Consider the following 21,586-nt stretch of genomic DNA (forward strand, 5'->3'; position numbering starts at 1 on the left):
ATAAGAGCCCATGATGTCAGATTGATATTACTTGAGGCCAGTAGCACACGTTCCAACCAGTCCGGCGGCACCGCGCACACGCGTCCCCTGGCTGGCGACATGACCGCCGTAGCGCCGAGCCGTGAACCGCACGGATTCCCTGGTGCGGGCCCACGAGGCCATCCTTGACGACGATCCTGCCGGGACAAGATTAACGGGATTTCGATGACCGCGCGCATTGCAGGCCGCCGCCTCTGCCGCATGAAAAGGCATCGGAATCGCCAGGAATTCTTAATTGGCATTGGAGGTATGTATGAACCAGCCCGTGATGGGCGGCGTCGCCGCACTGAACGTCCCAGCTTACATCAAGCACAACAAACTCATCAATTGGGTGGCCGACATCGCGGCCCTCACGAAGCCCGACGCCATCTACTGGTGCGACGGCTCGGAAGAAGAGTATGACCGCCTGTGCGCGCAGATGGTCGAGGCCGGCACGATGAAGCGCCTGAACCCGGAAAAGCGCCCGAATTCCTATCTGGCGTGCTCCGACCCGAGCGACGTGGCGCGCGTGGAAGACCGCACCTTCATCTGCGCGGCAACGAAGGAACAGGCGGGCCCGACCAACAACTGGGTCGACCCGAACGAGATGCGCCAGACCCTGAATGGCCTGTTCGACGGCTGCATGGCCGGCCGCACGATGTATGTCGTGCCGTTCTCGATGGGCCCGCTGGGCTCGCCGATCGCGCATGTCGGCGTGGAACTGTCGGATTCGCCGTATGTCGCGGTCAACATGCGCATCATGACCCGCATGGGCAAGGCCGTGTATGACGTGCTGGGCAGCGACGGCGACATCGTGCCGTGCGTGCACTCCGTCGGCATGCCGCTGCAGGCGGGCCAGCAGGACGTGCGCTGGCCGTGCAACTCGACCAAGTACATCGTGCACTACCCGGAAACGCGCGAGATCTGGTCGTTCGGCTCCGGCTACGGCGGCAACGCGCTGCTCGGCAAGAAATGCTTCGCGCTGCGCATCGCCTCGAACATGGGCTATCAGGACGCCCAGCAGGGCGGTCCGGGCTGGCTGGCCGAACACATGCTGATCCTGGGCGTGGAATCGCCGCAGGGCGACAAGAAATACGTCGCGGCCGCGTTCCCGTCGGCTTGCGGCAAGACGAACTTCGCGATGCTGATCCCGCCCGCCGGCTTCGAGGGCTGGAAGGTCACGACCATCGGCGACGACATCGCCTGGATCAAGCCGGGCGCGGACGGCAAGCTGTACGCCATCAACCCGGAAGCGGGTTACTTCGGCGTCGCCCCGGGCACGAACGAAAAGACGAATCCGAACTGCATGGCGTCGCTGCGCGAAAACGTCATCTTCACCAACGTGGCGCTGACCGATGATGGCGACGTGTGGTGGGAAGGCATGACGAAGGAGCCGCCGGCGCACCTGATCGACTGGCTGGGCAACGACTGGACGCCGGCCTCCGGCACCAAGGCCGCGCACCCGAACGCGCGCTTCACCGTGGCCGCCACGCGCAACCCCGTGATCGACCCGGCCTGGGACGATCCGACCGGCGTGCCGATCTCGGCCTTCATCTTCGGCGGCCGCCGTTCGACGACGGTGCCGCTCGTGACGGAAGCCCGCAACTGGACGGAAGGCGTGTACATGGCCGCCACGATGGGCTCGGAAACGACGGCCGCCGCCGCCGGCCAGATGGGCATCGTGCGCCGCGACCCGTACGCCATGCTGCCGTTCATCGGCTACAACATGAGCGACTACTTCCAGCACTGGCTCGATCTCGGCAAGAAAGTGGCCGCCAAGAACCCGCAAGCGCTGCCGAAGATCTTCTGCGTCAACTGGTTCCGCACCGATGACCAGGGCAAGTTCGTGTGGCCGGGCTACGGTGACAATATGCGCGTGCTGAAGTGGATCCTGGACCGCAGCCAGGGCCAGGCCGGCGGCGTCGAGCACATGTTCGGCACCACGCCGACGTATGGCGACCTGAACTGGACCGGCATCGACTTCACGACCGAGCAATTCGACCGGATCACGTCGATCGACAAGGATGCCTGGCGCGAAGAACTCAAACTGCACACCGAGCTGTTCGACAAGCTGGCCTACCGCCTGCCGCAGGAACTGGTGGCCACCAAGCAGCAGCTGGAGAAGCGCCTGGCCGAGTAACACCGGCCGGAGAAAGATCAGTGGGGAGACGACGGCGGCCCCATGAGGCAGCCGCAAAAACGGAAGAAGGGACAGGCGTGCGCCTGTCCCTTTTTTTCATGGAAATTTCAGTAAGCGCACCCCGTACCGGTCGACGTTTCATCGCCTATTTCATGACGCCGGCGCACGCATGCGAGCTTCACGTTCTCGTCATATTGCAAAGGAATAATGCGCGGCTCCACTGTCTCCGGAGCAACCATGCCACGTTCCCACGCCGTCCTGTCCCGCCACGCGATCGCCATCGCCGTCCTCGTACTGTTGTCCGCTTGCGGCAGCAGCGACTATATCGATGTCGCACCAGTCTCGACCGCCCCCGCCGCGCCGGCCGATCCGGGCTTCGTCGAGAATGTACCGGCGCCATCCGTCGCCGCCTTCGTCGACAATGCCGCAACTAACCAACAGAGCCAGCCGACGGTCGACGTCAATGCCGGCGTGCGCGCGCTGGCGCCGTTCCTGGAACTGTGGCAACCCGTCACGCAGACGGTCGACGTCAGCACGTGGAACGGCCTGCCGGGCCAGGGCACCGTGCTGAACCAGGCCGTGCACGACAAGAACATCCAGTACGTCGTCGACGCGACCACGCAGCGCACGGCCGCGCAGGCGACGAACGCCTACCTGGACGACCGCCAGAACCAGGCCTACAGCATCGTCGACGGCATGGGCCCGCTGACGGCGGCCTGGCGCGCCGGAACCAGGGCGACGACGACGATCACGGCCGTCGCGCCCGACGCCACGACGGTCAAATATGACGACGGCGGCAACGGCGCCGGCGATGCGACCACGGCCGAATTCGGCTCTGTCGTGTCGTTCATTAATGCGATGCGCAGCAATGGTTCGACGGAACCGTCCAAGCGCTTCTACAAATACCCGCGCCCGTGGCGCTGGACCAGCGCGGTCAAGGTCGTGCCGGCACTGGAACCGGCGAAAAGCCCGACGCCCGCGACGGACGGCGGCTTCCCCAGCGGCCACACGAATGCCGCGATGCTGAATTCGCTGGCGATGGCGTACGCGCTGCCGGAGCGCTTCCAGGAAATGATCTCGCGCGGCCTGGAACTGGGCGAGAACCGCATCCTGGCCGGCATGCATTCGCCGCTGGACGTGATGGGCGGCCGCATGCTGGCGCATGCCATCTTCACGGGCAATATCAACGCCGCCGCCAACGCGACCCTGAAGCAGAAGGCCTATGCCGACGCCCACGCCTGGCTGCAGGCGCAGACGGGCACGACTGCCGACACCTTGTATGCCTACGCGCACGGCGGCACGACCGCGACGGACCGCTTCGCCGACCACGACACGAACAAGGCGAATTATCTGCGCCGCCTGACGTTCGGCTTCACGCCCATCAAGGCGACGAATGTGCCGGCCGTCGTGCCCAAGGGCGCGGAAGCCATCCTCGAGACGCGCCTGCCCTACCTCGATGCGATGCAGCGCCGGGCCGTGCTGCGCAGCACGGCGCTGCCGTCGGGCTATCCGCTGCTGGACGACGCCGAAGGCTGGGGCCGCCTGAACCTGTTCGCCGCGGCAGACGGCTACGGCGTGTTCACCGGCAGCGTCGTCGTGACGATGGATGCGTCGCGCGGCGGCTTCTGGGCGATGGACGCCTGGCGCAACGACATTTCCGGCAGCGGCAAGCTGACCCTGAAAGGCACGGGCCGGCTGGCGCTGTATGGCAAGAACAGCTGGACGGGCGGCACCGAGATCGCCGGCGGCACGCTGGAAGCGGATGCGAACGGTGCGCTCGGCACGGGCGACGTGTATGTTGGCGGCGCGGGCACGCTCGCGAGCGCGGCGCCGGGCCAGCTCGCCATCGGCGGCAACTATGCGCAGCTGGACAAGGGTACGCTCGACATTTCCCTCGGCGCCAATCAGGCGGGCACGGTGGCGGTGCGGGGCACGGCGACGATCGTCGGCGGCACCCTGCACGTGACATTCGCCGGCGGCTTCAGGCCGTCCGCCGGCACCACGTATCCAGTGCTGTCGGCCGCCAGCCGCAAGGGCGTGTTCACGAACGTCGTCGCGGACGGCTACAAGTCGACCGTCATCTACAGCAACACGGGCGTGTCCGTGCGGATCGACGGCTGAGAACGCAGGACCACGGCTTCCCGCATCGTGCCGCGGGAAGTCATTTAGTTTTTTGATTTTACTAAACGGCGGTAATCTACTATCCTGTCGTCAACTCGCACTGTTAGCGCAAACATTTCCTCTAAAAGCGAGCTCCGACGTTATAAGGACAATAAGCATGAGACACCGCCGCACCGTGCTGCGCGCCGCTCTGGCGCTGGCTTTTACCACTCCATTCGCACTGCCCGCGACTGCCCTGGCGGCGGACGCCGGGCGCCAGATCGTCATCGACGCCAAGGCGCCGACCGTCGCCCGCGATCACTTCGCCGACCTGTCGGTGGGCTCCGACTATCCGGGCACGCTGATCCGCGACGACAGCCTGGCCCAGCTCAAGATTGCGAAGGATGAACTGGGCTTCCGCTACATCCGCTTCCACGCCATCTTCCACGACGTGCTGGGCACTTATAAAGTTGTCGACGGCAAGCCGGTGTACGACTGGACCAAGCTCGACTACCTGTACGACAAGCTGCTGGGCATGGGCATCAAGCCGTTCGTCGAGCTGGGCTTCACGCCGGACGCGATGAAGACGTCGGACCAGACGATTTTCTACTGGAAGGGCAACACGTCGCATCCGAAACCGGACCAGTGGGCGGGCCTCGTCGACGCCTTCGTGCGCCACGTGCAGCAGCGCTACGGCAAGGACGAAGTGCGCACCTGGTTCTTCGAAGTGTGGAACGAGCCGAACCTGGACGGCTTCTGGGAAAAGGCCGACCAGAAGGCCTATTTCGACCTGTTCGACCTGACGTCGAAGACACTCAAGGCGATCGACCCGGCTTTGCGCGTGGGCGGTCCGTCGACGGCGGGCGCGGCCTGGGTGCCGGAATTCCTCGCGCACACGAAGCAGAGCGGCGCGGCCGTCGACTTCATCACGACGCACACGTACGGCGTGAACGGCGGCTTCCTGGACGAAGAGGGCAAGGGCGACAACAAGCTGTCCCCATCGCCAGACGGCATCGTCGGCGACGTGCGCAAGGTGCGGAAGGAAATCGAAGCATCCTACCTGCCCAAGCTGCCCTTGTACTTCACGGAATGGAGCACCAGCTACTCGCCGCGCGACCTCGTGCACGATTCGTACATGAGCGCCGCCTACATCCTCAGCAAGCTGAAGGCGACCGAGGGCATCGCGCAGGGCATGAGCTACTGGACCTACACGGACCTGTTCGAGGAACCGGGCCCGCCGACCGCGCCGTTCGAAGGCGGTTTCGGCCTGATGAACCCGCAGGGCATCCGCAAGCCGGCCTGGTTCGCGTACAAGTACATGCATGAGCTGGGCGACCAGCAGGTGCAGACCACCGACAAGCAAAGCTGGGTGACGAAGGACGCGAACGGCGTGCAGGTGCTTGCGTGGGACTTCCAGACGCCGGACATGGGCAACAAGAGCAACCGTCCGTTCTTCGGCGTGGTCCAGCCGACGCACGCCGGCACGCCTTTGAAACTCGCGCTGAAGGGCATGAAGCCGGGCACGTACACGATGCAGGTTTATCGGACGGGCTTCAAGGCCAACGATGCGCACACGGCCTACATCGAGATGGGCAAGCCGAAGACGCTGACGGGCGAGCAGGTCGCCAAGCTGCAGGCGCAGACCGTGGACAAGCCGGAGACGCGCAAGGTCACGGTCGCGGCGAACGGCACGGCCAGCGTGCAGGTGCCGATGCGCGTCAACGACGTCGTGCTGGTGAAGATCGCGAAATGATCTAAGCGCCTATTTCAGTAGGGTGGGCACCCCGTGCCCACCATGCGTTACCGAGACGCGAGCGTCCGGTGGGCGGAAGCCCGCCCTGCCGGGACAGGTTCCAGGTCTCAGCTCCACTGCATGAGACACGGCGGCACCAGCAGGGCGAGGGCCAGCACGAGGTAGATCAGCTGCAGCGGGATCATCCACCTGGCCCACGTGATCCAGGGCACGCGCGCGAGCGCGAGCACGCCGACCGTGATGCCGGACGTCGGGATCATCGGCGTCGACAGCTCACCCAGCTGAAACGCGAGGATCGCGGTCTGGCGCGTGACGCCCACCAGGTCCGCGAGCGGCGCCATGATCGGCATCGTCAGCGCGGCCTGGCCCGTGCCCGAGTGGATGAAGAAGTTGATCACCGACTGGATCAGGTACATCTTCTGTGCCGCGAACACGGGGTGGCTCGACTGCACGAGCGGCATCAGCCCGTGCAGCATCGTGTCGATGATGTGGGCGTCGCGCGCGAGGATCATCGTGCCGCGCGCGACCGCGATCACGAGCGCCGTCGGTGCCAGGTCTTTTGCCCCCTGCATGAATGCCGCCACCCAGTTGTCGGGCCCGAGGCGGCCGACGATGCCCACGACGATCGCCATGGATAAGAACAGCGCCGCGATCTCGTCGATGTACCAGCCGAATTTCACGACCCCGATCACCATCGAACCCAGCGCCAGCGCGAAGATCGCCAGCACCGCCTTGTGCCGTCCCATCATGCGGTCGCCCGTTTGCCCGGACGGCGCGGCCGCCGGATGTTCCAGGCGCCGCGCCTGGTCCAGCACATAGGTCGGGCTGAGCATGGGGTTCTGCTTGACGCGGGCCGCGTACCACATCAGGAAGACGATCGTGACGGACGTCGCCGCCACCCACACGACCAAACGATACCCGATCCCGGAAAACACGGGCACGCCCGCGATGCCTTGCGCGATGCCGACGTTGAACGGATTGAGGAAGGCCGCGCCGAAACCGGCCTGCGAACCGAGGAAGGGAATCGACACGCCGACGATGGTGTCGTAGCCGAGCGCCAGCGCCAGCGGCACGAAGATCAGGACGAACGGAATCGCCTCCTCGTTCATGCCGAACGTGGCGCCGCCGAGCGAGAACAGCGTGACGAAGACCGGAATCAGCGCGGCGCGCACGAGCGCCGAGTGCTCGTGCATGCGGGCGATCGAGCGGATGCCGGTGTCGATCGCGTCGGTCCGCTGCACGACGGCGAACGCGCCGCCGACGACCAGCACGAAGCCGATGATCTGCGCCGCCTCGACGAAACCCTTGATGGGCGCCTTCATCAGCGCGACGATGCCCTGCGGCGCGTTCGCGACGTAGTGGAACGAGGCCGGGTCGACGAGCTGCTTGCCGTTCACGAGATGGGTCTCGTACTTCCCGCCGGGGACGAGCCACGTCGCCAGCGCGATCAGGGAGAGAATCGCGAACAGCAGCACGAAGGTATTGGGCATTCGCAGGCGCATACGCATTGGCCTCATTGACTCAGCAGGGAACCGGAACGGAAGGGCGTCGTGCCCGCGATCTTACAGACGTGCATGCCCCGCAGCAGGTGGCGATGCGCGGTGCTGGCGAACAGCAGCCCGTCGCGGCTCGCACGCACGGTGGCCGTCGCGCCGGTCACGGGGTTGACGATGTCGGCGACGGCGTCCCCGGCCTTGACCTCGTCGCCCAGCGCTTTCAGGAAGACGAGCACGCCCGACTGCGGCGCGTGCAGCGGCTCGACGGCTTCGAGCGGAGACGGTTCGCACAGCGGCGCGGGCAGCGCGGCCGGCGGGATGTCGACGATGCCCTCGCGTGCCAGCCATTGCAGCAGCGCCTGCGCATCCTGTTCGGCGTAATCGTAGCGCACGTCCATCTCGCCGCGCAGTTCGACCGTGACGGCGGCGCAGGCCGGCGGGATCGGGATCGCCGGTCCGAAGTGCGCGGCGAGCTCCCACCACAACCGGCCGCACGCTTCGTCGAACGGCTCGCCGCCCGACCCGGCGGACAGCAGGTACGCGCGCGCGCCGAGCAGCGCCGCCAGCGGTTTTACGCGGTCCGCCAGCGCGGGACCGGTGTACACGTGCAGCAGGGCTTCGTTGTCGCAGTGCAGATCGAGCACGATGTCGGCGTCGATCGCCAGCGCCAGCAGCGTTTTCTTCAAGACCTGGGTCGCATCCAGCGGCTCCCAGCGATCGACGGCGGCGCGCGCTTGCGCGCGGATCGCGGCGACGTTGGCGGCCGCGTCGGGCCCGAGCCTGCCGGCCAGCGTCGTTTTGAGTTCGCCGGCGACGTGGCGGAAGGCGCGGTTGAAATTCACGCCGGAGGCAAGGTCGAAACGCCCGAGCGGCGTGCCGTGCACGACCTGCGACAGCCCGATGGGATTCGCGGCCGGCACGAGGATCACTTCGCCGCGGATGCGGCCTTCAAGATCGAGCCTTTCCAGTTCGCGCCGCAAATAATGCGCGACCAGCATCGCGGGGACTTCGTCCGCATGCAGCGACGCCTGGATATAAACCTTCTTGCCGCTGCCCGCGCTGCCGTAGTGGCAGGAGGTCAGCTGACAGGTGGCGAGGCCAGGCTCGGTGGCGATCGGGTGTGTCTTCGTATGCATGCGCAAGATCTCCTGGCGGCTGCTGCTGCGGCCGATTATGTATGAATTTTTACACAACGTAAATCGATGAAAGCCGATTTTCAAAATCTTGTTGAACTTTTCGAGGCACCTGTTTTACATTTAAAAACATTAACTCATTGACATCCGGTTACGATGGCTCCTCCCGCCCCGCGCAGCGCTTCGCCCGACATCGGTTTCGCCGAGTCTTCGCTCGGCCAGTCGCTGTTGCGCGTGCTGGCCGGGGGATCGGCGTCGAACCGCGCGATCGCGGACTACGTGCTGCGCAACCAGGTGCGCGTGACGGCGCTCGGCATCGAGGAACTTGCCGACGCGTGCGATGTGTCGACGGCGACCATCAGCCGGTTCGCGCGCGATCTCGGTTTTAAAAATTACGCGGCGATGCGCGGCGCGGTGGCGGAGACGCTGCAGTCCGTACTGCAGCCGGTCGAAAAGCTGCGCAGCACGATCGCGCGCCGCGCCGCGAAGGTGTCGCCCGCGCTGGAAAGCCTGGGCTATGCGGAGGCCGCGCTGACGGCGACCCGGCGCGGCCTGGCCGGCAGCGAGATCGACCGCGTCGGCACGGTGCTCACGAAGGCGCGCACCGTGTACGTGCTGGGGTTCGGGCTGTCGTCGTTCCTCGCGGGCGCGCTCGCGATGCACCTGCAGCCTTTCTGCCGTCACGTGGTGGAAGTGGCCGCGAGCGGCGGCACGGAGGTGGCGGCCAGCCATCTCGCCACCGTCACCGGCCGTGACGTGCTGGTCGTGATTTCGCTGCCGCGCTACACGCTGGACGCCGCGTCGCTGACCCGGTTCGCGCGCGCCGCCGGCGCGACCATCGTCTCCATCACGGACTCGCCCGCGTCGCCGCTCGCCGAGCTGGGACACCACGTGCTGTATGCGCACAGCGCGCATCCCGTGCTGCCCAGCAGTTCCAGCGCCGCGCTGGCCGTCATCGAAGCGCTGGCCGTGGCGCTGATGACGTCCAACAAGGCCAACGTCGCCAAGGCGGCCCGCCACACCGAGGCGATCGCCGCCTACCTCCACGGCGAGCACCAGATCCGTACCGGCGGCACGCAGAAAAAAGAGGGCGTGCGCAAGCGTCCCGCCGTCAAGAAGTCCTGAGTCACCACCCAAGACACCGAGAGAGGATGCACCGCATGACCAAGCACATTACGAGAGCCTTGCAACCGACCGTCCTCGCGGCGGCCGTGGGCCTGATGGCGCAACAGGCATACGCGCAGGCGCAGGCGGACGAACCGAAAATGCACCGCGTGGAAATCACCGGTTCGTCGATCAAGCGCATCGACACCGAGACCGCGCTGCCGGTGCAACTGATCTCGCGCGAGGACATCGAGAAGATGGGCGCGACGACCGCCGCCGAACTGGTGAAGAACATCAGTGCGAACACGGCGCCGCTGACGGACGGTCCCAGCATCTCGGACGGCACCTCCGGCCAGCGCGGCATGAATGGCGCCAACCTGCGCGGCCTGGGCGTCTCGTCCACGCTGATCCTGCTGAACGGCCGGCGCCTCGCCAACTTCGCGTCCCCGGGCGACAACTCGGGCGTCGACTTGAACAACATCCCGGCCGGCGCGATCCAGCGCGTCGAGGTGCTCAAGGACGGCGCGTCGGCGATCTACGGCACGGATGCCATCGGCGGCGTGATCAACTTCATCACCCGCAAGGATTACACGGGCATCGACCTGGCCGCGTCGGCCGCCGGCACCCAGCAGGGCGGCGCCGGCAAGCGCACCCTGAGTCTCAGCGGCGGCACGGGCGATTTGTCCACCGACCGCTTCAACGTGTTCGGCGTGCTCGACGTGCAGCAGCTCGACCGCCTGCGCTCGGGCCAGCGCCGCTTCATCGCGGAGCGCCCGCTCGCGACGACCCTGCCGGCGCAGATGTCCAGCAACACCTTCCCCGCCAACGTCGACATCTCGGGCGCGCAGCGCGCCGCCCTGATCGCCGCGGGCCTGCTGCCGGCCGGCAGCAAGTCCAGCCGCGTCAATCCGAGCTCGCCGAAGTGCAATCCGCCCGCCACCGTCTACGCCGAAAAGGGACCGGGCGGCGCGGCCGGCTGCAGCTACGACTACATGGAAGACACGGAGATCTATCCCGATTCGCGCAAGATCGGCTTCATCGGCCGCGCGACGTTCCAGCTCGATGCGGACAACCAGCTGTTCGCGGAACTCGTGCAGACGGAGGCGACGTCGAAATACGTGCTGTCGCCGAACCCCGTCCGCATCCGCAATCTGCCGGTGAGCATCCTGCCGGACGCCTATCGGACGGCGTTGTCGGCACCGGGCCTGCCCGACACCTTCAGCGGCATCCGCTACCGCATGGCGGAAGCGGGCAACCGCAGCAACGAGGTGACGAGCACCGGACAGCGCCTGCTGCTGGGCGCCACCGGCACGCTCGCGGGCTGGGACTACGACGTCGCGCTGGGCCGCGCCGAAAACAAGGCCGTCGACAAGTACGTGAACGGCTACGTCCTGTACGACAAGTTCGAGGCCGGCGTGCGCGCGGGGACGATCAACCCGTTCGCCCCGTCCTCGCAGGCGGGACTGGACCTGATCAACAGCATCAAGATCAACGACGAGGCGAGAAAGGCCAAGGGCGTGTCCACTTCGCTCGACGGCAAGATGTCGCGCTCGTTGACGGCGCTGGCGGGCGGCGATCTCGCGCTCGCCGTCGGCGGCGAATTGCGGCACGAGCACCAGACGTTCACGCCGTCGGAACTGCTCAAGTCGAACAACATCGCCGGTGACCGCGACAGCACGATCCCGGCCGGCGAACTGGCCGACGTCGAGACGGCGGACAATACGAGAAAGGTGGCGTCCGTGTTCACCGAGGTGGTCGCGCCGTTCACCAAAGAGCTGGAGATGCAGTTCGCGCTGCGCTGGGACCATTACAGCGAAGTGGGCAACACGACCAATCCGAAGATCGGCCTGCGCTGGCAGCCGATGCAATCGCTGCTGCTGCGCGCGTCGGCCGGCACGGGCTTCCGCGCGCCGTCGCTGTCGGACCTGAAGCGCCCGACGATCTTCGGCACGACGGCCGGCATCCTCACCGACCCGCAGTGCGTCAAGCAGGAAGGCAGCATCGATACGTGTACCGACCAGTGGAACGTCGAACGCCGCTCGAACCCGAACCTCAAGCCCGAGAAATCGCGCCAGTTCACGCTCGGCGTCGTGTTCGAGCCGGTCAAGCGCACGAGCCTCTCGATCGATTACTGGAACATCGAGAAGAAGGACGTCATCAGCACGCTGGGCGAGCAGGTCATCATCGAAAACCCGGCGGCCTACAACGGCAAGTACATCCAGCGCGACGAGGACGGCTTCATCTCCAACATCCTCCTCATGAAGGAAAACCAGGGCAAGCTGAAGACGTCGGGCTTCGATATCGGCGGCGACTGGCGCACCGAGCGCGGGCCGTGGGGCCGCTTCGGCATCAACCTGTCCGGCACGCTGATCCTGCACTACGACCGCCAGTTCGGTCCGGACGAGCCGTACCGCAGCAACCTGGGCGTGTTCCTGAACGACCAGGTGATCCAGAAGTGGCGCCACCGCGTGAACTTCGAATGGGACAACGGTCCGCTCGCGCTGACCCTGGCGAACCAGTACTCGACCGGGTACACGGATCAGAACACGACCTACGACCCGTACACGGACAAGCTCCTCGCACCCAATCACGTGAAATACTATTCGCTGTGGGACCTGACCGGCAGCTGGACGGTCAACAAGCAGTTGAAGGTGCGCGCAGGTGTGCTGAACCTGTTCAACGCGGACCCGCCGTTCTCGAACCAGGCCTGGTTCTTCCTGGCCGGGTATGACCCGAGCTACACGGACCCGCGCGGCCGCAGCGCGTTCGTGAGCGCGAACTACTCGTTCCGCTGACATGGTCAAGAGCGTATGTTGCGCGCTGGCGCTCGTCGTCGCCAGCGCCGGCGCGGCGGCGGCCGATGCCGGTGCGGCGAGAGGATCGCTGGTCATCATCGGCGGCGGCCTGCGCGTCAATAATGCCGAGGTGTGGGAAAAAGTCGTCGCGCTGGCGGGCGGGAAGGGCGCGCGCATCGCCGTGCTCCCGACGGCCGCGGAGAATCCCGCGAAGGAAGGCCGGCTCACCGTGGACGCCCTGAACCGCTACGGCGCGCGGGCGTTTGTCGCGCCGGTCGCGCCGCGGCTGGCCGGCCCGGACAGCATCGACGCGGCGCGCAAGGCCGCGGACGATCCGGCCCTGGCCGATGCCGTGCGCAAGGCCGGCGGCGCCTTCTTCACGGGCGGCGATCAAGCCCGCATCACGGGTTCCCTGCGGCGCGCCGACGGCAGCAACACGGCCGTGCTGGACGCGCTGTGGGCGCTGTACCGGCGCGGCGGCGTCATCGCGGGCACGAGCGCCGGCGCCGCGATCATGAGCAGCACGATGTTCTACGACCCGCCGCTGGACGTGATGCCGGTGCTGAAGAACGGCGTGGTCGACGGCAAGGACGTGGCGCCGGGACTGGGCTTCATCGGCACCGACGTCTTCGTCGACCAGCACCTGCTCGCGCGCGGGCGCTTCGGCCGCATGCTGCCCGCGATGCTGGCCAAGGGATACACGCTGGGACTGGGCATCGACGAGAACACGGCAGCCATCGTCGGGCCGGCGCGCGACGTGACCGTGATCGGTTACCGCGGCGCGCTCGTGCTCGACCTGGCGGGTGCAAGCACCGACAAGGCCAAGGCGGGGTTCAACCTGTCCAACGCGCGCATCAGTTATCTGGACAGCGGCGACCGGTTCAACCTGGCCACGCGCACCTATGTGCCGGGACCGGACAAGGAGCCCGTGGACCGGAAGTACGTCGAGCACCGCGCGCCGATCTTCTACACGGACATCCTCGGCAACACGGCGGTCGCTGACCTGCTCGAAAAACTGGTGGACAGCGATCTGCAGCGCGCCGTCGGCGTGGCGTTCGAAGGGCCGGACAGCCAGTCTCCGGAACGCGGGTTCGAGTTCACGTTCACACGCGTGCCGGACAGCGCGGAATACGTCACGAACCGCGAGGATGCGTATTCGGTCTACCGGATCAGGATGGACGTGCGGCCGGTGCGGGTGAAGCAGCCGTTTTATACGGTGGAGTAGAGCTACGGTGCAGCAGGGCTCCGGCGCAGGAGGGCTACGGTGGAGTGGGGTGTGTGAGGAGGGCGGCGCACTAAAAACCGTCGTTCCCGCGCAGGCGGGAACCCAAGCAATGTACGCGTCGCGTCAGCTCCAGCCGCAGGACTGCATGCAAAACTTGGATCCCCGCCTGCGCGGGGACGACGGTGAAGCGGTTCGGGCCACGATCGATCTCATGGCCCTGCCGCTCTTTACTGCTTCAACAGCGGCTTGAGATACTTGCCCGTCACGCTGTCCGGATTCACCGCCACCTCCTCCGGCGTCCCGTGCGCGACGATCGTGCCGCCGCCCGCGCCGCCTTCCGGACCCAGGTCGACGATCCAGTCCGCCGTCTTGATGACGTCCAGGTTGTGCTCGATGATGACGAGCGTGTTGCCCTGGTCGCGCAGGCGGTGGATCACCTTCAGCAGCAGGTCGATGTCGGCGAAGTGCAGGCCCGTCGTCGGCTCGTCGAGGATGTACAGCGTGCGGCCGGTGTCGCGCTTGGACAGCTCCAGCGACAGTTTCACACGCTGCGCCTCGCCGCCCGACAGGGTCGTCGCGCTCTGCCCCAGCTTGATGTAGCCGAGGCCCACGTCCAGCAGCGTGTGGAGTTTACGCGCGATGACCGGCACGGGCTTGAAGAACTCGTGCGCATCCTCGACCGTCATGTCCAGCACTTCGGTGATGTTCTTGCCCTTGTACTGGACTTCCAGCGTCTCGCGGTTGTAGCGCTTGCCGTGGCAGACGTCGCAGGGCACGTACACGTCCGGCAGGAAGTGCATCTCGACCTTGATCACGCCGTCGCCCTGGCACGCCTCGCAGCGGCCGCCCTTGACGTTGAACGAGAACCGGCCGGCCGAATAACCGCGTTCCTTCGCCGTCGGCACCGTCGCGAACAGGTCGCGGATCGGCGTGAACACGCCCGTGTACGTGGCCGGGTTCGAGCGCGGCGTGCGGCCGATCGGCGCCTGGTCGACGGAGATCACCTTGTCGAAGTGCTCCAGGCCGTGGATGGCGTCGTGCGGCGCCGGCTCCGTCTGCGAACCGTACAGGTGGCGCGACAGCGCCGGATACAGCGTATCGTTCACGAGCGTCGATTTGCCGGAACCCGACACGCCCGTCACGCACGTGAGCAGGCCCACCGGCAGCTCCAGCGACACGTTCTTGAGGTTGTTGCCGGTCGCGCCCGTGATGACGAGCTGGCGGTCCGGGTCGGCCTGCGTGCGCTTCTTCGGCACGTGGATTTTCTTCTTGCCCGACAGGTAGGCCGCCGTCAGCGACGTCTTGCTCTTCATGATGTCCTTGAGCGAGCCCTCGGCGATCACGGCGCCGCCGTGCACGCCCGCGCCCGGGCCCATGTCGACGATGTAGTCCGCGGTGCGGATCGCATCCTCGTCGTGTTCGACCACGAGTACGCTGTTGCCGATGTCGCGCAGGTGTTTCAGGGTCCCGATCAGGCGGTCGTTGTCGCGCTGGTGCAGGCCGATCGACGGCTCGTCCAGCACGTACATCACGCCCGTCAGGCCCGAGCCGATCTGCGACGCGAGGCGGATGCGCTGCGCTTCGCCGCCCGACAGCGTGTCGGCGCTGCGGTCCAGCGACAGATAATCCAGGCCGACGTCGTTCAGGAATTTCAGGCGCGCGACGATTTCCTTGATGACGCGCTCGGCGATGTCGCGCTTGGCGCCCGTCAGTTCGAGGCCGTCGAAATAGGTCAGGCAGTCGCGCAGCGGCGTCTTCGCGACTTCGTAGATGGCCCGTTGCTGCTTGCCATTGCCGATCTTGACGTAGCGCGCTTCCGTGCGCAGGCGCGCGCCGCCGCACGACGGGCATTCCTTCTCGTTGATGAACTTCGCCAGCTCTTCCTTCACGGCCATCGAATCCGTCTCGCGGTAGCGGCGCTGCAGGTTGTTCACGACGCCTTCGAACGTGTGCTCGCGGATCACCGTGCGGCCGCGCTCATTCACGTACGCGAACGGCACGGCGGTCTTGCCGGAGCCGAACAGCACGGCTTCCTGCGCCGGCTTCGGCAACTGCTCGAACGGCTTGTCGAGGTCGAAACCGTAGTGCGACGCGAGGCTCGTCAGCATCTGGAAATAGAACTGGTTGCGGCGGTCCCACCCCTTCACGGCGCCGGACGCCAGCGACAGGTTCGGGAACGCGACGATGCGCTTCGGGTCGAAGAACTCGATGTGGCCCAGGCCATCGCACTCCTGGCAGGCGCCCATCGGATTATTGAACGAGAACAGGCGCGGTTCCAGCTCCTGCAGCGAGTAGCCGCAGACGTTGCACGCGAACTTGTTCGAGTAGATGTGTTCCTTGTCGGTGTCCATCTCGTACGCGACGGCGCGGCCGTCGGCGATGCGCAGCGCGGTTTCAAAACTTTCGGCCAGGCGCTGCTTGATCTCGGCGGTCACCTTGACGCGGTCGATGACGACGTCGATCGTGTGCTTTTCCGTTTTCTTGAGCTTCGGCAGGTCGTCGACGTCGTAGATCTTGGCCGCGTGCGTGCCGCTCTGGATGCGGAAGCGGACGAAACCCTGCGCCTGCATCGACTCGAACAGGTCGCCGTGCTCGCCCTTGCGGTTGGCGACGACGGGGGCCAGGATCATCAGCTTGGTCCCTTCCGGCATGCCCAGCACGGCATCGACCATCTGCGAGACGGTCTGCGCGGCCAGCGGCTCTTCCGGGTGGTCGGGGCAATACGGCGTGCCGACGCGCGCGTACAGCAGGCGCAGGTAGTCGTGGATTTCGGTGACGGTGCCGACGGTCGAGCGCGGATTGTGCGACGTCGCCTTCTGCTCGATGGAGATCGCCGGCGACAGGCCCTCGATCATGTCGACGTCCGGCTTTTCCATCAGCTGCAGGAACTGGCGCGCATAGGCCGACAGCGACTCGACGTAGCGGCGCTGGCCTTCGGCATACAGCGTGTCGAAAGCGAGCGAGGATTTGCCGGAACCCGACAGGCCGGTGATGACGATGAGCTTATTGCGCGGCAGGTCAAGATTGATGTTCTTGAGGTTGTGCGTGCGGGCGCCGCGGATACGGATTTCTTCCATTGTTGTTTGAAGGCTTTCGAATGGTTGCGGGGCCGGCGCACGCAGGTGACGGGTGAGCGGGCCGAACGGGAAAGCGCACTAGTTTAACTGTTTTTATTTACAGTGGTATGCCGGGCCTCGAAAAAGTGCGCAAGGCTTGTTGGCATGATATGACGACTTGTCAAGATGTGTCGTTCTTGCGTGCCGTGCGAGACGGCGGGTGCGTTCCGTATGTGGTCCGGGGGCGGGGCAATTCAATGGCAGACTCGCCAGAAAACCGAAATATTTTTCGCCGGGTTGCATTGATGCGCATCTCTTCCAAAATGGGCACTTCGCCCCCATCTTCGTGGTCTGATCGGGTGCTGGAAACCGGGTGTCCGATCAGTGCGGAATCAGTTGCTTCTGATGCGACTGACCAGCATAATAGCGGGCGCAACATCAACAGTTTCCCTGACGCCTAGTCTGCACGCAGAGTCAGGGATCATCCAAAGGAGCTTTGCAAAATGGCATCAGTTAACAAGGTCATCATCGTCGGCAACCTCGGCCGCGATCCGGAAATCCGCTACATGCCGAGCGGCGACGCCATCGCCAACATCGCCGTGGCGACGTCCTACAAATCGAAGGACCGCAACACCGGCGAGCAGAAAGAGCTGACCGAGTGGCACCGCATCTCGTTCTTCGGCCGCCTCGCCGAAATCGTCGGCCAGTACCTGAAAAAGGGGTCGTCGGTCTACGTGGAAGGCCGCCTGCAGACCCGCAAGTACACCGACAAGGACGGCATCGAGCGCTACGCCACCGACATCATCGCTGAAAACATGCAGATGCTGGGCGGCCGCCAGGGCATGGGCGGCGGCGACAGCTACGGCGGCGGCGACGACATGGGCGGCTACGACGCCGCGCCGAGCCGCCCGGCCCCGCGCCAGGCCCCGCCGGCCCCGGCCGCACGTCCGCAGCCGAAACCGGCACCGAACTTCTCGGATATGGATGACGACATCCCATTTTAAACAGGAGCCCGTTTTCCTGTGAACGAAAGCCCGCTCTTCGCAAGAACAGCGGGCTTTTTCTTTGCCAACAATCAGTTCAACAATCGGAGCACACGATGGTGATCGAATACGTCCGCTACAAGATCCCGGCCGACCAGGCCGACCAGTTCATCGCCGCCTACGCGACGGCCGGCGAGGCGTTGCGCGCATCCAGCCATTGCCTGGGCTTCGAGCTGAGCCGGTGCACGGAAGAGCCGACGTCATTCATCCTGCGGATCGAATGGGATTCGGTCGAAGGCCACATGGAGGGCTTTCGCAAGAGCCCCGAATTCCGGGCGTTCTTTGCGAGCGTCAGGCCGTTCGTGGGCAATCTCGAGGAGATGCGGCATTACGAGCGGACGGCTGTGTGCTAGAACAGCCTGCACATGAAAGTCATGCCGGCGGCATCGTGTGCCCACGCCCACGTCACCACACCCAGGCCTGCATTAAGAAAGCTTAGGCATACGCGCAACATGATGTGCAGCTTGGGTGCGAAGACGATCGGCAAGGCGAACAGTATGGGAAGAGAGAGTACCCCGCCCAGGTAATACAGATTTGCGATCGGGGTGCAGGAGTACGTGTTGCCGATCAGGGTGGCCGAGATAAAGAATCCCACAACGATAAGCAGCGTTATCGCGACACCCAAGTGGCTTTGTTCCCTGACTCGGGCCGGAACCAAAACGCGCGATTCACTCATTTTTTATCCCGTCGTTATCGTGCTGGCTCACCTTGAGCATCAATCGTCATTATTTCAGCAATATTGCCACGCATTCCTGCGGAAAAGCATGACGGCCATGCGCTCGGCCCGTCCAGCCCTGGAAGACGGGGCGGTTCAGTCGTTGAGCACATCCGGCGTGGTTCGCGCCTGCCCGTTATTTGGGCTGCCCTCACATCCTGGTGCGTATAAGCGGACTGTTTGATTCAAGTTAGTGCGTCGGCATACGACAATCACGGTCCAAGCGGGCATGAAACCTGCTCTGAACGTTGTATGAGCCGCCGCCGGCGGTCAAACCGATCGGAGCCCAAGATGCATGCAGAAACTCTTCCCCCCTTGTCCGTCGCCAAGCCCGAGGTCAAGCTGTCCGGCGACGTGTTCGGCGCCCTGATCAACCTGTCCGGCCGCCGGCGCTTCACGTCCCAGCGGGTCGTGCTGTATTCGGTATTGGCGTCGCTGGGCCATGAAGGCGCGGACCGGACCGCCCGCGACACGCTGGCTGCTTTCAAGGACGCGCATGTCACGCTCGTGCAGGGCAAGCAGGGTTTGCCAGGCGTCTTCTGCCAGCAGTTGCACGATGCGTACTTCGGCACACTGCAGGGGGACAAGGTCGTGCGCGACTTCATCGCCCTGGCCGAGAGTACGCTGGATGCCATCGGCAGCGCGTCGCGCCGCGCGCCCGCGCTGCTCGACGACCTGGTGCGCTGCGCGACACCGCTGCTCAGCGTGCTCAACGCCCTGACCCTCGTGTACGAGGAACAGTCCAAGCGGCATGCCGCGCTGCAGCGCCGGCAGATGCAGGACTTGATGGGTGACATCAAAACCATCGCGCGGCAGGCACGCATGGTCGCCTTCAACGCACAAGTGGTCGCGGCGCGCGCCGGCCCGGTCGGCAAGGAGTTCGCCGTGGTGGCGAGCACGATGACCAACGTCACGGGCGAGATCGACGATCTGGTGCAGACCGTCCTGGCGGGGGCGCTGACCTAGGGTGGCAGGCTGTTTTGCGATGCTCCGGCGGCACGCGTCATGTGGACGACGAGGCGGTCGCGCTTGCGTGGATCGGTCAGGGTGGCGAGCAGGGCATACCCGTCTTCGTACAGAATTTTCATCACCTGGTCTTGTTCACGTTACGTGAACAAGTAAAAAAGTGAACATCACCCCTCCACCTGCACCCCCAGCGGCTCCCGGTTCAACCTGACATACGCATCCAGCACATCCGTCTTGTGCACCGCCCCGAGCAGCTCGGGGTCGGTCGCGCTGCGCACGGCCGGCAGCCGCTCGCCGAAGTGGCGCATGAACTGGCGCAAGGCTTCCTCCAGGCTCATGTCGGCGCTCACGACCGGCAGCGCATCCGGCCGCGCGATGTCGGCGCAGGTGCGGGCGGATGCGCCGTCCTGCTGGTACAGCGCGGCGACGTCGTGCAGCGCCACCACGCCGCGGTAGCGCCGCGCGTCGTCGACGAGGTAGACGTATTTCACCGGATGCTGGCGGAACAGCGCGGCGGCCAGCGCGATGGGGGCGTCGAGCGGCAGGACGGTGTCGGCGGGGCGGATCAGTTCCTGCATGCGGATGGCGCGCAGGCGCTCGCGTTCGTGCTCGTCGGCCGCGCGGCGGGCCGTGATCTCGTACATCGACGGGCCGTTCACGGCGCGCGCGACGCCGTACGCGACCACGCACGCGAGCATCAGCGGCAGCATCAACGAATAACTGAGCGTCATCTCGAAGATCATCAGGATCGCCATCAGCGGCGCGCTCGTCGCGGCGGCGAGCGTGGCGCCCATGCCGACGGCGACGAAGGCCGCCGGCGCCGCCGCCGTCTCCGGCCACAGCGCCTGCGGCACCAGCGCGAACAGATGGCCCATGGCCGCGCCGACGAACAGCGTGGGCGTGAAGATGCCGCCGATGGCGCCGGAGCCGCTCGTGAGCAGGGTCGCCGCGATCTTGCAGACGAGGACCACGAGCACGGCCTGCCACAGCCAGGACTGGTGCAGCAGCGCGTTCACGACGCTGTAGCCGTTGCCCCAGACCTGCGGCACCCACAGGGAGATGGCGCCCACGCCCAGGCCGCCGAGCGCGAGCCGCAGCGGCAGCGGCAGGCTGCTGCCGGCGAACAGGCGGCGCGTGCGCTGCAGCGCGTACAAAAAGGCCGGCGCAATCAGTCCCGCCAGCACGCCCAGCGCGACGAACCACACGACTTCCAGGTTGGCGATCGGCGCGAAGGCCGGCATCTCGTAGGTGGGGTGATAGCCGGGCAGGCGGCGCATGGTGATGTTGGCGACGACGGCGGAGACCATGATCGGCCCGAGGCTGTTCATCGTGATGGCGCCCAGGATGATCTCGGTCACGAAGAAGGCGCTGGCGATGGGCGCGTTGTAGGCCGCGGCGATGCCGGCCGCCGCGCCGCAGGCCACCAGCAGGCGCAGGCGCACGGTGTTGAAGCGGCCGATGCGGCCGACGACGGACGCGGTCATCGCGGCCAGCTGGATCATCGAGCCTTCGCGGCCGATCGAGCCGCCCGACGCGATCGACAGCAGCGACGACACGCTGTTGACGAGCGTGAGCTGCACCGGCACCTTGCCGTCGCCCACGGCCACGACTTCCATGTAGTCGGCCCGCACGCCGCCGGCGTGGCGGCGCGCCAGCACCAGCAGGCAGCCCGCGAGCAGGCCGCCGGCGCATGGCGTCAGCAGGCGCGCGGGCCAGGGCAGGGCCGTCGCGATGTCGACGAAGGAGCCGCTGCGGCCGAACAGCAGCGCCTGCAGCAGGGTGAGACCGTCGCGGAAGAGGAGCGTCGCCAGCGCGCCGGCGCAGCCGACCAGCGCCGCCCACAGCAGGATGGCGTTGGCGCGCAGCAGCTGCCGGAGCCGGGTGCGCAGGCGATCGGGTGGAGAAACGTTCATGGTGTGGATAGAGGGCCTGGCGCGGCGTCCAGGCCGGCAACTATAGCATGCGCCCGCTTCCACCCCGTATCCACCGACTCGTGCCGGCGCCCTGGCCGCATCGTCGATGGCCAAGGCGCGGCATGCGCG

Annotated in this window: 15 protein-coding genes; 9 read left to right on the forward strand and 6 right to left on the reverse strand. The window is 65.9% G+C overall.

The features are described 5' to 3' along the window. Nucleotides 1–292 precede the first annotated feature (292 nt). From ASC93_RS04705 to ASC93_RS04715, 3 genes are all read left to right on the forward strand, one after another. The gene (locus tag ASC93_RS04705) at nt 293–2,158 is read left to right on the forward strand and encodes a phosphoenolpyruvate carboxykinase (GTP) (protein ID WP_056437848.1); all 1,866 of its coding nucleotides are present in this window, start codon (nt 293–295) and stop codon (nt 2,156–2,158) included. Between the two features lie 237 nt (nt 2,159–2,395). Beyond that, nucleotides 2,396–4,279 carry a phosphatase PAP2 family protein gene (locus ASC93_RS04710; protein WP_229412595.1) on the forward strand — a complete coding sequence of 628 codons (1,884 nt, stop codon included), beginning with the start codon at nt 2,396–2,398 and terminating at the stop codon, nt 4,277–4,279. 157 nt (nt 4,280–4,436) lie between these two features. After that, a complete protein-coding gene (locus ASC93_RS04715) occupies nt 4,437–6,011 on the forward strand; it encodes a beta-xylosidase (protein WP_056437855.1) in 1,575 nt (524 codons plus the stop codon). Nucleotides 6,012–6,118: 107 nt separating this feature from the next. On the opposite strand, the gene ASC93_RS04720 is transcribed toward ASC93_RS04715, so the two are convergent. Both ASC93_RS04720 and ASC93_RS04725 read right to left on the reverse strand, forming a co-directional pair. Continuing rightward, nucleotides 6,119–7,501, reverse strand: coding sequence for a YfcC family protein (locus ASC93_RS04720; protein ID WP_229412596.1), 1,383 nt, complete (start codon nt 7,499–7,501; stop codon nt 6,119–6,121). 23 nt (nt 7,502–7,524) lie between these two features. Continuing rightward, nucleotides 7,525–8,643: a succinylglutamate desuccinylase/aspartoacylase family protein gene (locus ASC93_RS04725; RefSeq protein ID WP_056437862.1), complete on the reverse strand. Its 1,119-nt coding sequence runs from the start codon at nt 8,641–8,643 to the stop codon at nt 7,525–7,527. Between the two features lie 153 nt (nt 8,644–8,796). Between ASC93_RS04725 and ASC93_RS04730 the strand changes: the two genes are divergently transcribed. Genes ASC93_RS04730 through ASC93_RS04740 form a run of 3 tightly spaced genes read left to right on the forward strand, consistent with a single transcriptional unit; the run spans nt 8,797 to nt 13,764 of the window. Further along, nucleotides 8,797–9,765 carry a MurR/RpiR family transcriptional regulator gene (locus ASC93_RS04730; protein WP_056437865.1) on the forward strand — a complete coding sequence of 323 codons (969 nt, stop codon included), beginning with the start codon at nt 8,797–8,799 and terminating at the stop codon, nt 9,763–9,765. A gap of 35 nt (nt 9,766–9,800) precedes the next feature. Then, nucleotides 9,801–12,539, forward strand: a complete 2,739-nt coding sequence (locus ASC93_RS04735) for a TonB-dependent receptor (protein ID WP_056438083.1) — start codon at nt 9,801–9,803, stop codon at nt 12,537–12,539. Nucleotide 12,540: 1 nt separating this feature from the next. Beyond that, complete coding sequence (locus ASC93_RS04740) at nt 12,541–13,764, forward strand: cyanophycinase (protein ID WP_056437868.1); 1,224 nt, start codon at nt 12,541–12,543, stop codon at nt 13,762–13,764. 227 nt (nt 13,765–13,991) lie between these two features. Here the strand turns inward: ASC93_RS04740 and uvrA are convergent, their stop codons facing one another. Further along, nucleotides 13,992–16,841: an excinuclease ABC subunit UvrA gene (gene uvrA, locus ASC93_RS04745; RefSeq protein ID WP_056437871.1), complete on the reverse strand. Its 2,850-nt coding sequence runs from the start codon at nt 16,839–16,841 to the stop codon at nt 13,992–13,994. A gap of 482 nt (nt 16,842–17,323) precedes the next feature. Between uvrA and ssb the strand changes: the two genes are divergently transcribed. Both ssb and ASC93_RS04755 read left to right on the forward strand, forming a co-directional pair. Continuing rightward, nucleotides 17,324–17,824, forward strand: a complete 501-nt coding sequence (gene ssb / locus ASC93_RS04750) for a single-stranded DNA-binding protein (protein ID WP_056437874.1) — start codon at nt 17,324–17,326, stop codon at nt 17,822–17,824. Between the two features lie 95 nt (nt 17,825–17,919). After that, on the forward strand, nt 17,920–18,216 hold the full coding sequence (locus tag ASC93_RS04755; protein ID WP_056437879.1) for a putative quinol monooxygenase: 297 nt from the start codon (nt 17,920–17,922) through the stop codon (nt 18,214–18,216). Here ASC93_RS04755 and ASC93_RS04760 read toward each other — a convergent pair. Beyond that, nucleotides 18,213–18,539 carry a hypothetical protein gene (locus ASC93_RS04760; RefSeq protein ID WP_056437883.1) on the reverse strand — a complete coding sequence of 109 codons (327 nt, stop codon included), beginning with the start codon at nt 18,537–18,539 and terminating at the stop codon, nt 18,213–18,215. The two genes, ASC93_RS04755 and ASC93_RS04760, sit on opposite strands and share 4 nt — an antisense overlap. A gap of 330 nt (nt 18,540–18,869) precedes the next feature. Between ASC93_RS04760 and ASC93_RS04765 the strand changes: the two genes are divergently transcribed. Continuing rightward, the gene (locus tag ASC93_RS04765; RefSeq protein ID WP_056437888.1) at nt 18,870–19,544 is read left to right on the forward strand and encodes a methyl-accepting chemotaxis protein; all 675 of its coding nucleotides are present in this window, start codon (nt 18,870–18,872) and stop codon (nt 19,542–19,544) included. On the opposite strand, the gene ASC93_RS32480 is transcribed toward ASC93_RS04765, so the two are convergent. Further along, on the reverse strand, nt 19,541–19,666 hold the full coding sequence (locus ASC93_RS32480; protein ID WP_267874923.1) for a hypothetical protein: 126 nt from the start codon (nt 19,664–19,666) through the stop codon (nt 19,541–19,543). The two genes, ASC93_RS04765 and ASC93_RS32480, sit on opposite strands and share 4 nt — an antisense overlap. Before the next feature lie 45 nt (nt 19,667–19,711). Further along, nucleotides 19,712–21,457, reverse strand: a complete 1,746-nt coding sequence (locus ASC93_RS04770) for a ClcB-like voltage-gated chloride channel protein (RefSeq protein WP_056437893.1) — start codon at nt 21,455–21,457, stop codon at nt 19,712–19,714. Between the last annotated feature and the right edge of the window lie 129 nt (nt 21,458–21,586).

The sequence above is a fragment of the Massilia sp. Root335 genome (assembly GCF_001425685.1).
GTDB classification, from domain to species: Bacteria; Pseudomonadota; Gammaproteobacteria; order Burkholderiales; family Burkholderiaceae_D; genus Telluria; species Telluria luteola.

Coding starts and splice junctions, on each gene's coding strand:
- ASC93_RS04705 (WP_056437848.1), top strand. CDS start 293: ATGAACCAGCCCGTGATGGGCGGCGTCGCCGCACTGAACGTCCCAGCT.
- ASC93_RS04710 (WP_229412595.1), top strand. CDS start 2,396: ATGCCACGTTCCCACGCCGTCCTGTCCCGCCACGCGATCGCCATCGCC.
- ASC93_RS04715 (WP_056437855.1), top strand. CDS start 4,437: ATGAGACACCGCCGCACCGTGCTGCGCGCCGCTCTGGCGCTGGCTTTT.
- ASC93_RS04720 (WP_229412596.1), bottom strand. CDS start 7,501: ATGCCCAATACCTTCGTGCTGCTGTTCGCGATTCTCTCCCTGATCGCG.
- ASC93_RS04725 (WP_056437862.1), bottom strand. CDS start 8,643: ATGCATACGAAGACACACCCGATCGCCACCGAGCCTGGCCTCGCCACC.
- ASC93_RS04730 (WP_056437865.1), top strand. CDS start 8,797: ATGGCTCCTCCCGCCCCGCGCAGCGCTTCGCCCGACATCGGTTTCGCC.
- ASC93_RS04735 (WP_056438083.1), top strand. CDS start 9,801: ATGACCAAGCACATTACGAGAGCCTTGCAACCGACCGTCCTCGCGGCG.
- ASC93_RS04740 (WP_056437868.1), top strand. CDS start 12,541: ATGGTCAAGAGCGTATGTTGCGCGCTGGCGCTCGTCGTCGCCAGCGCC.
- uvrA (WP_056437871.1), bottom strand. CDS start 16,841: ATGGAAGAAATCCGTATCCGCGGCGCCCGCACGCACAACCTCAAGAAC.
- ssb (WP_056437874.1), top strand. CDS start 17,324: ATGGCATCAGTTAACAAGGTCATCATCGTCGGCAACCTCGGCCGCGAT.
- ASC93_RS04755 (WP_056437879.1), top strand. CDS start 17,920: ATGGTGATCGAATACGTCCGCTACAAGATCCCGGCCGACCAGGCCGAC.
- ASC93_RS04760 (WP_056437883.1), bottom strand. CDS start 18,539: ATGAGTGAATCGCGCGTTTTGGTTCCGGCCCGAGTCAGGGAACAAAGC.
- ASC93_RS04765 (WP_056437888.1), top strand. CDS start 18,870: ATGCATGCAGAAACTCTTCCCCCCTTGTCCGTCGCCAAGCCCGAGGTC.
- ASC93_RS32480 (WP_267874923.1), bottom strand. CDS start 19,666: ATGAAAATTCTGTACGAAGACGGGTATGCCCTGCTCGCCACCCTGACC.
- ASC93_RS04770 (WP_056437893.1), bottom strand. CDS start 21,457: ATGAACGTTTCTCCACCCGATCGCCTGCGCACCCGGCTCCGGCAGCTG.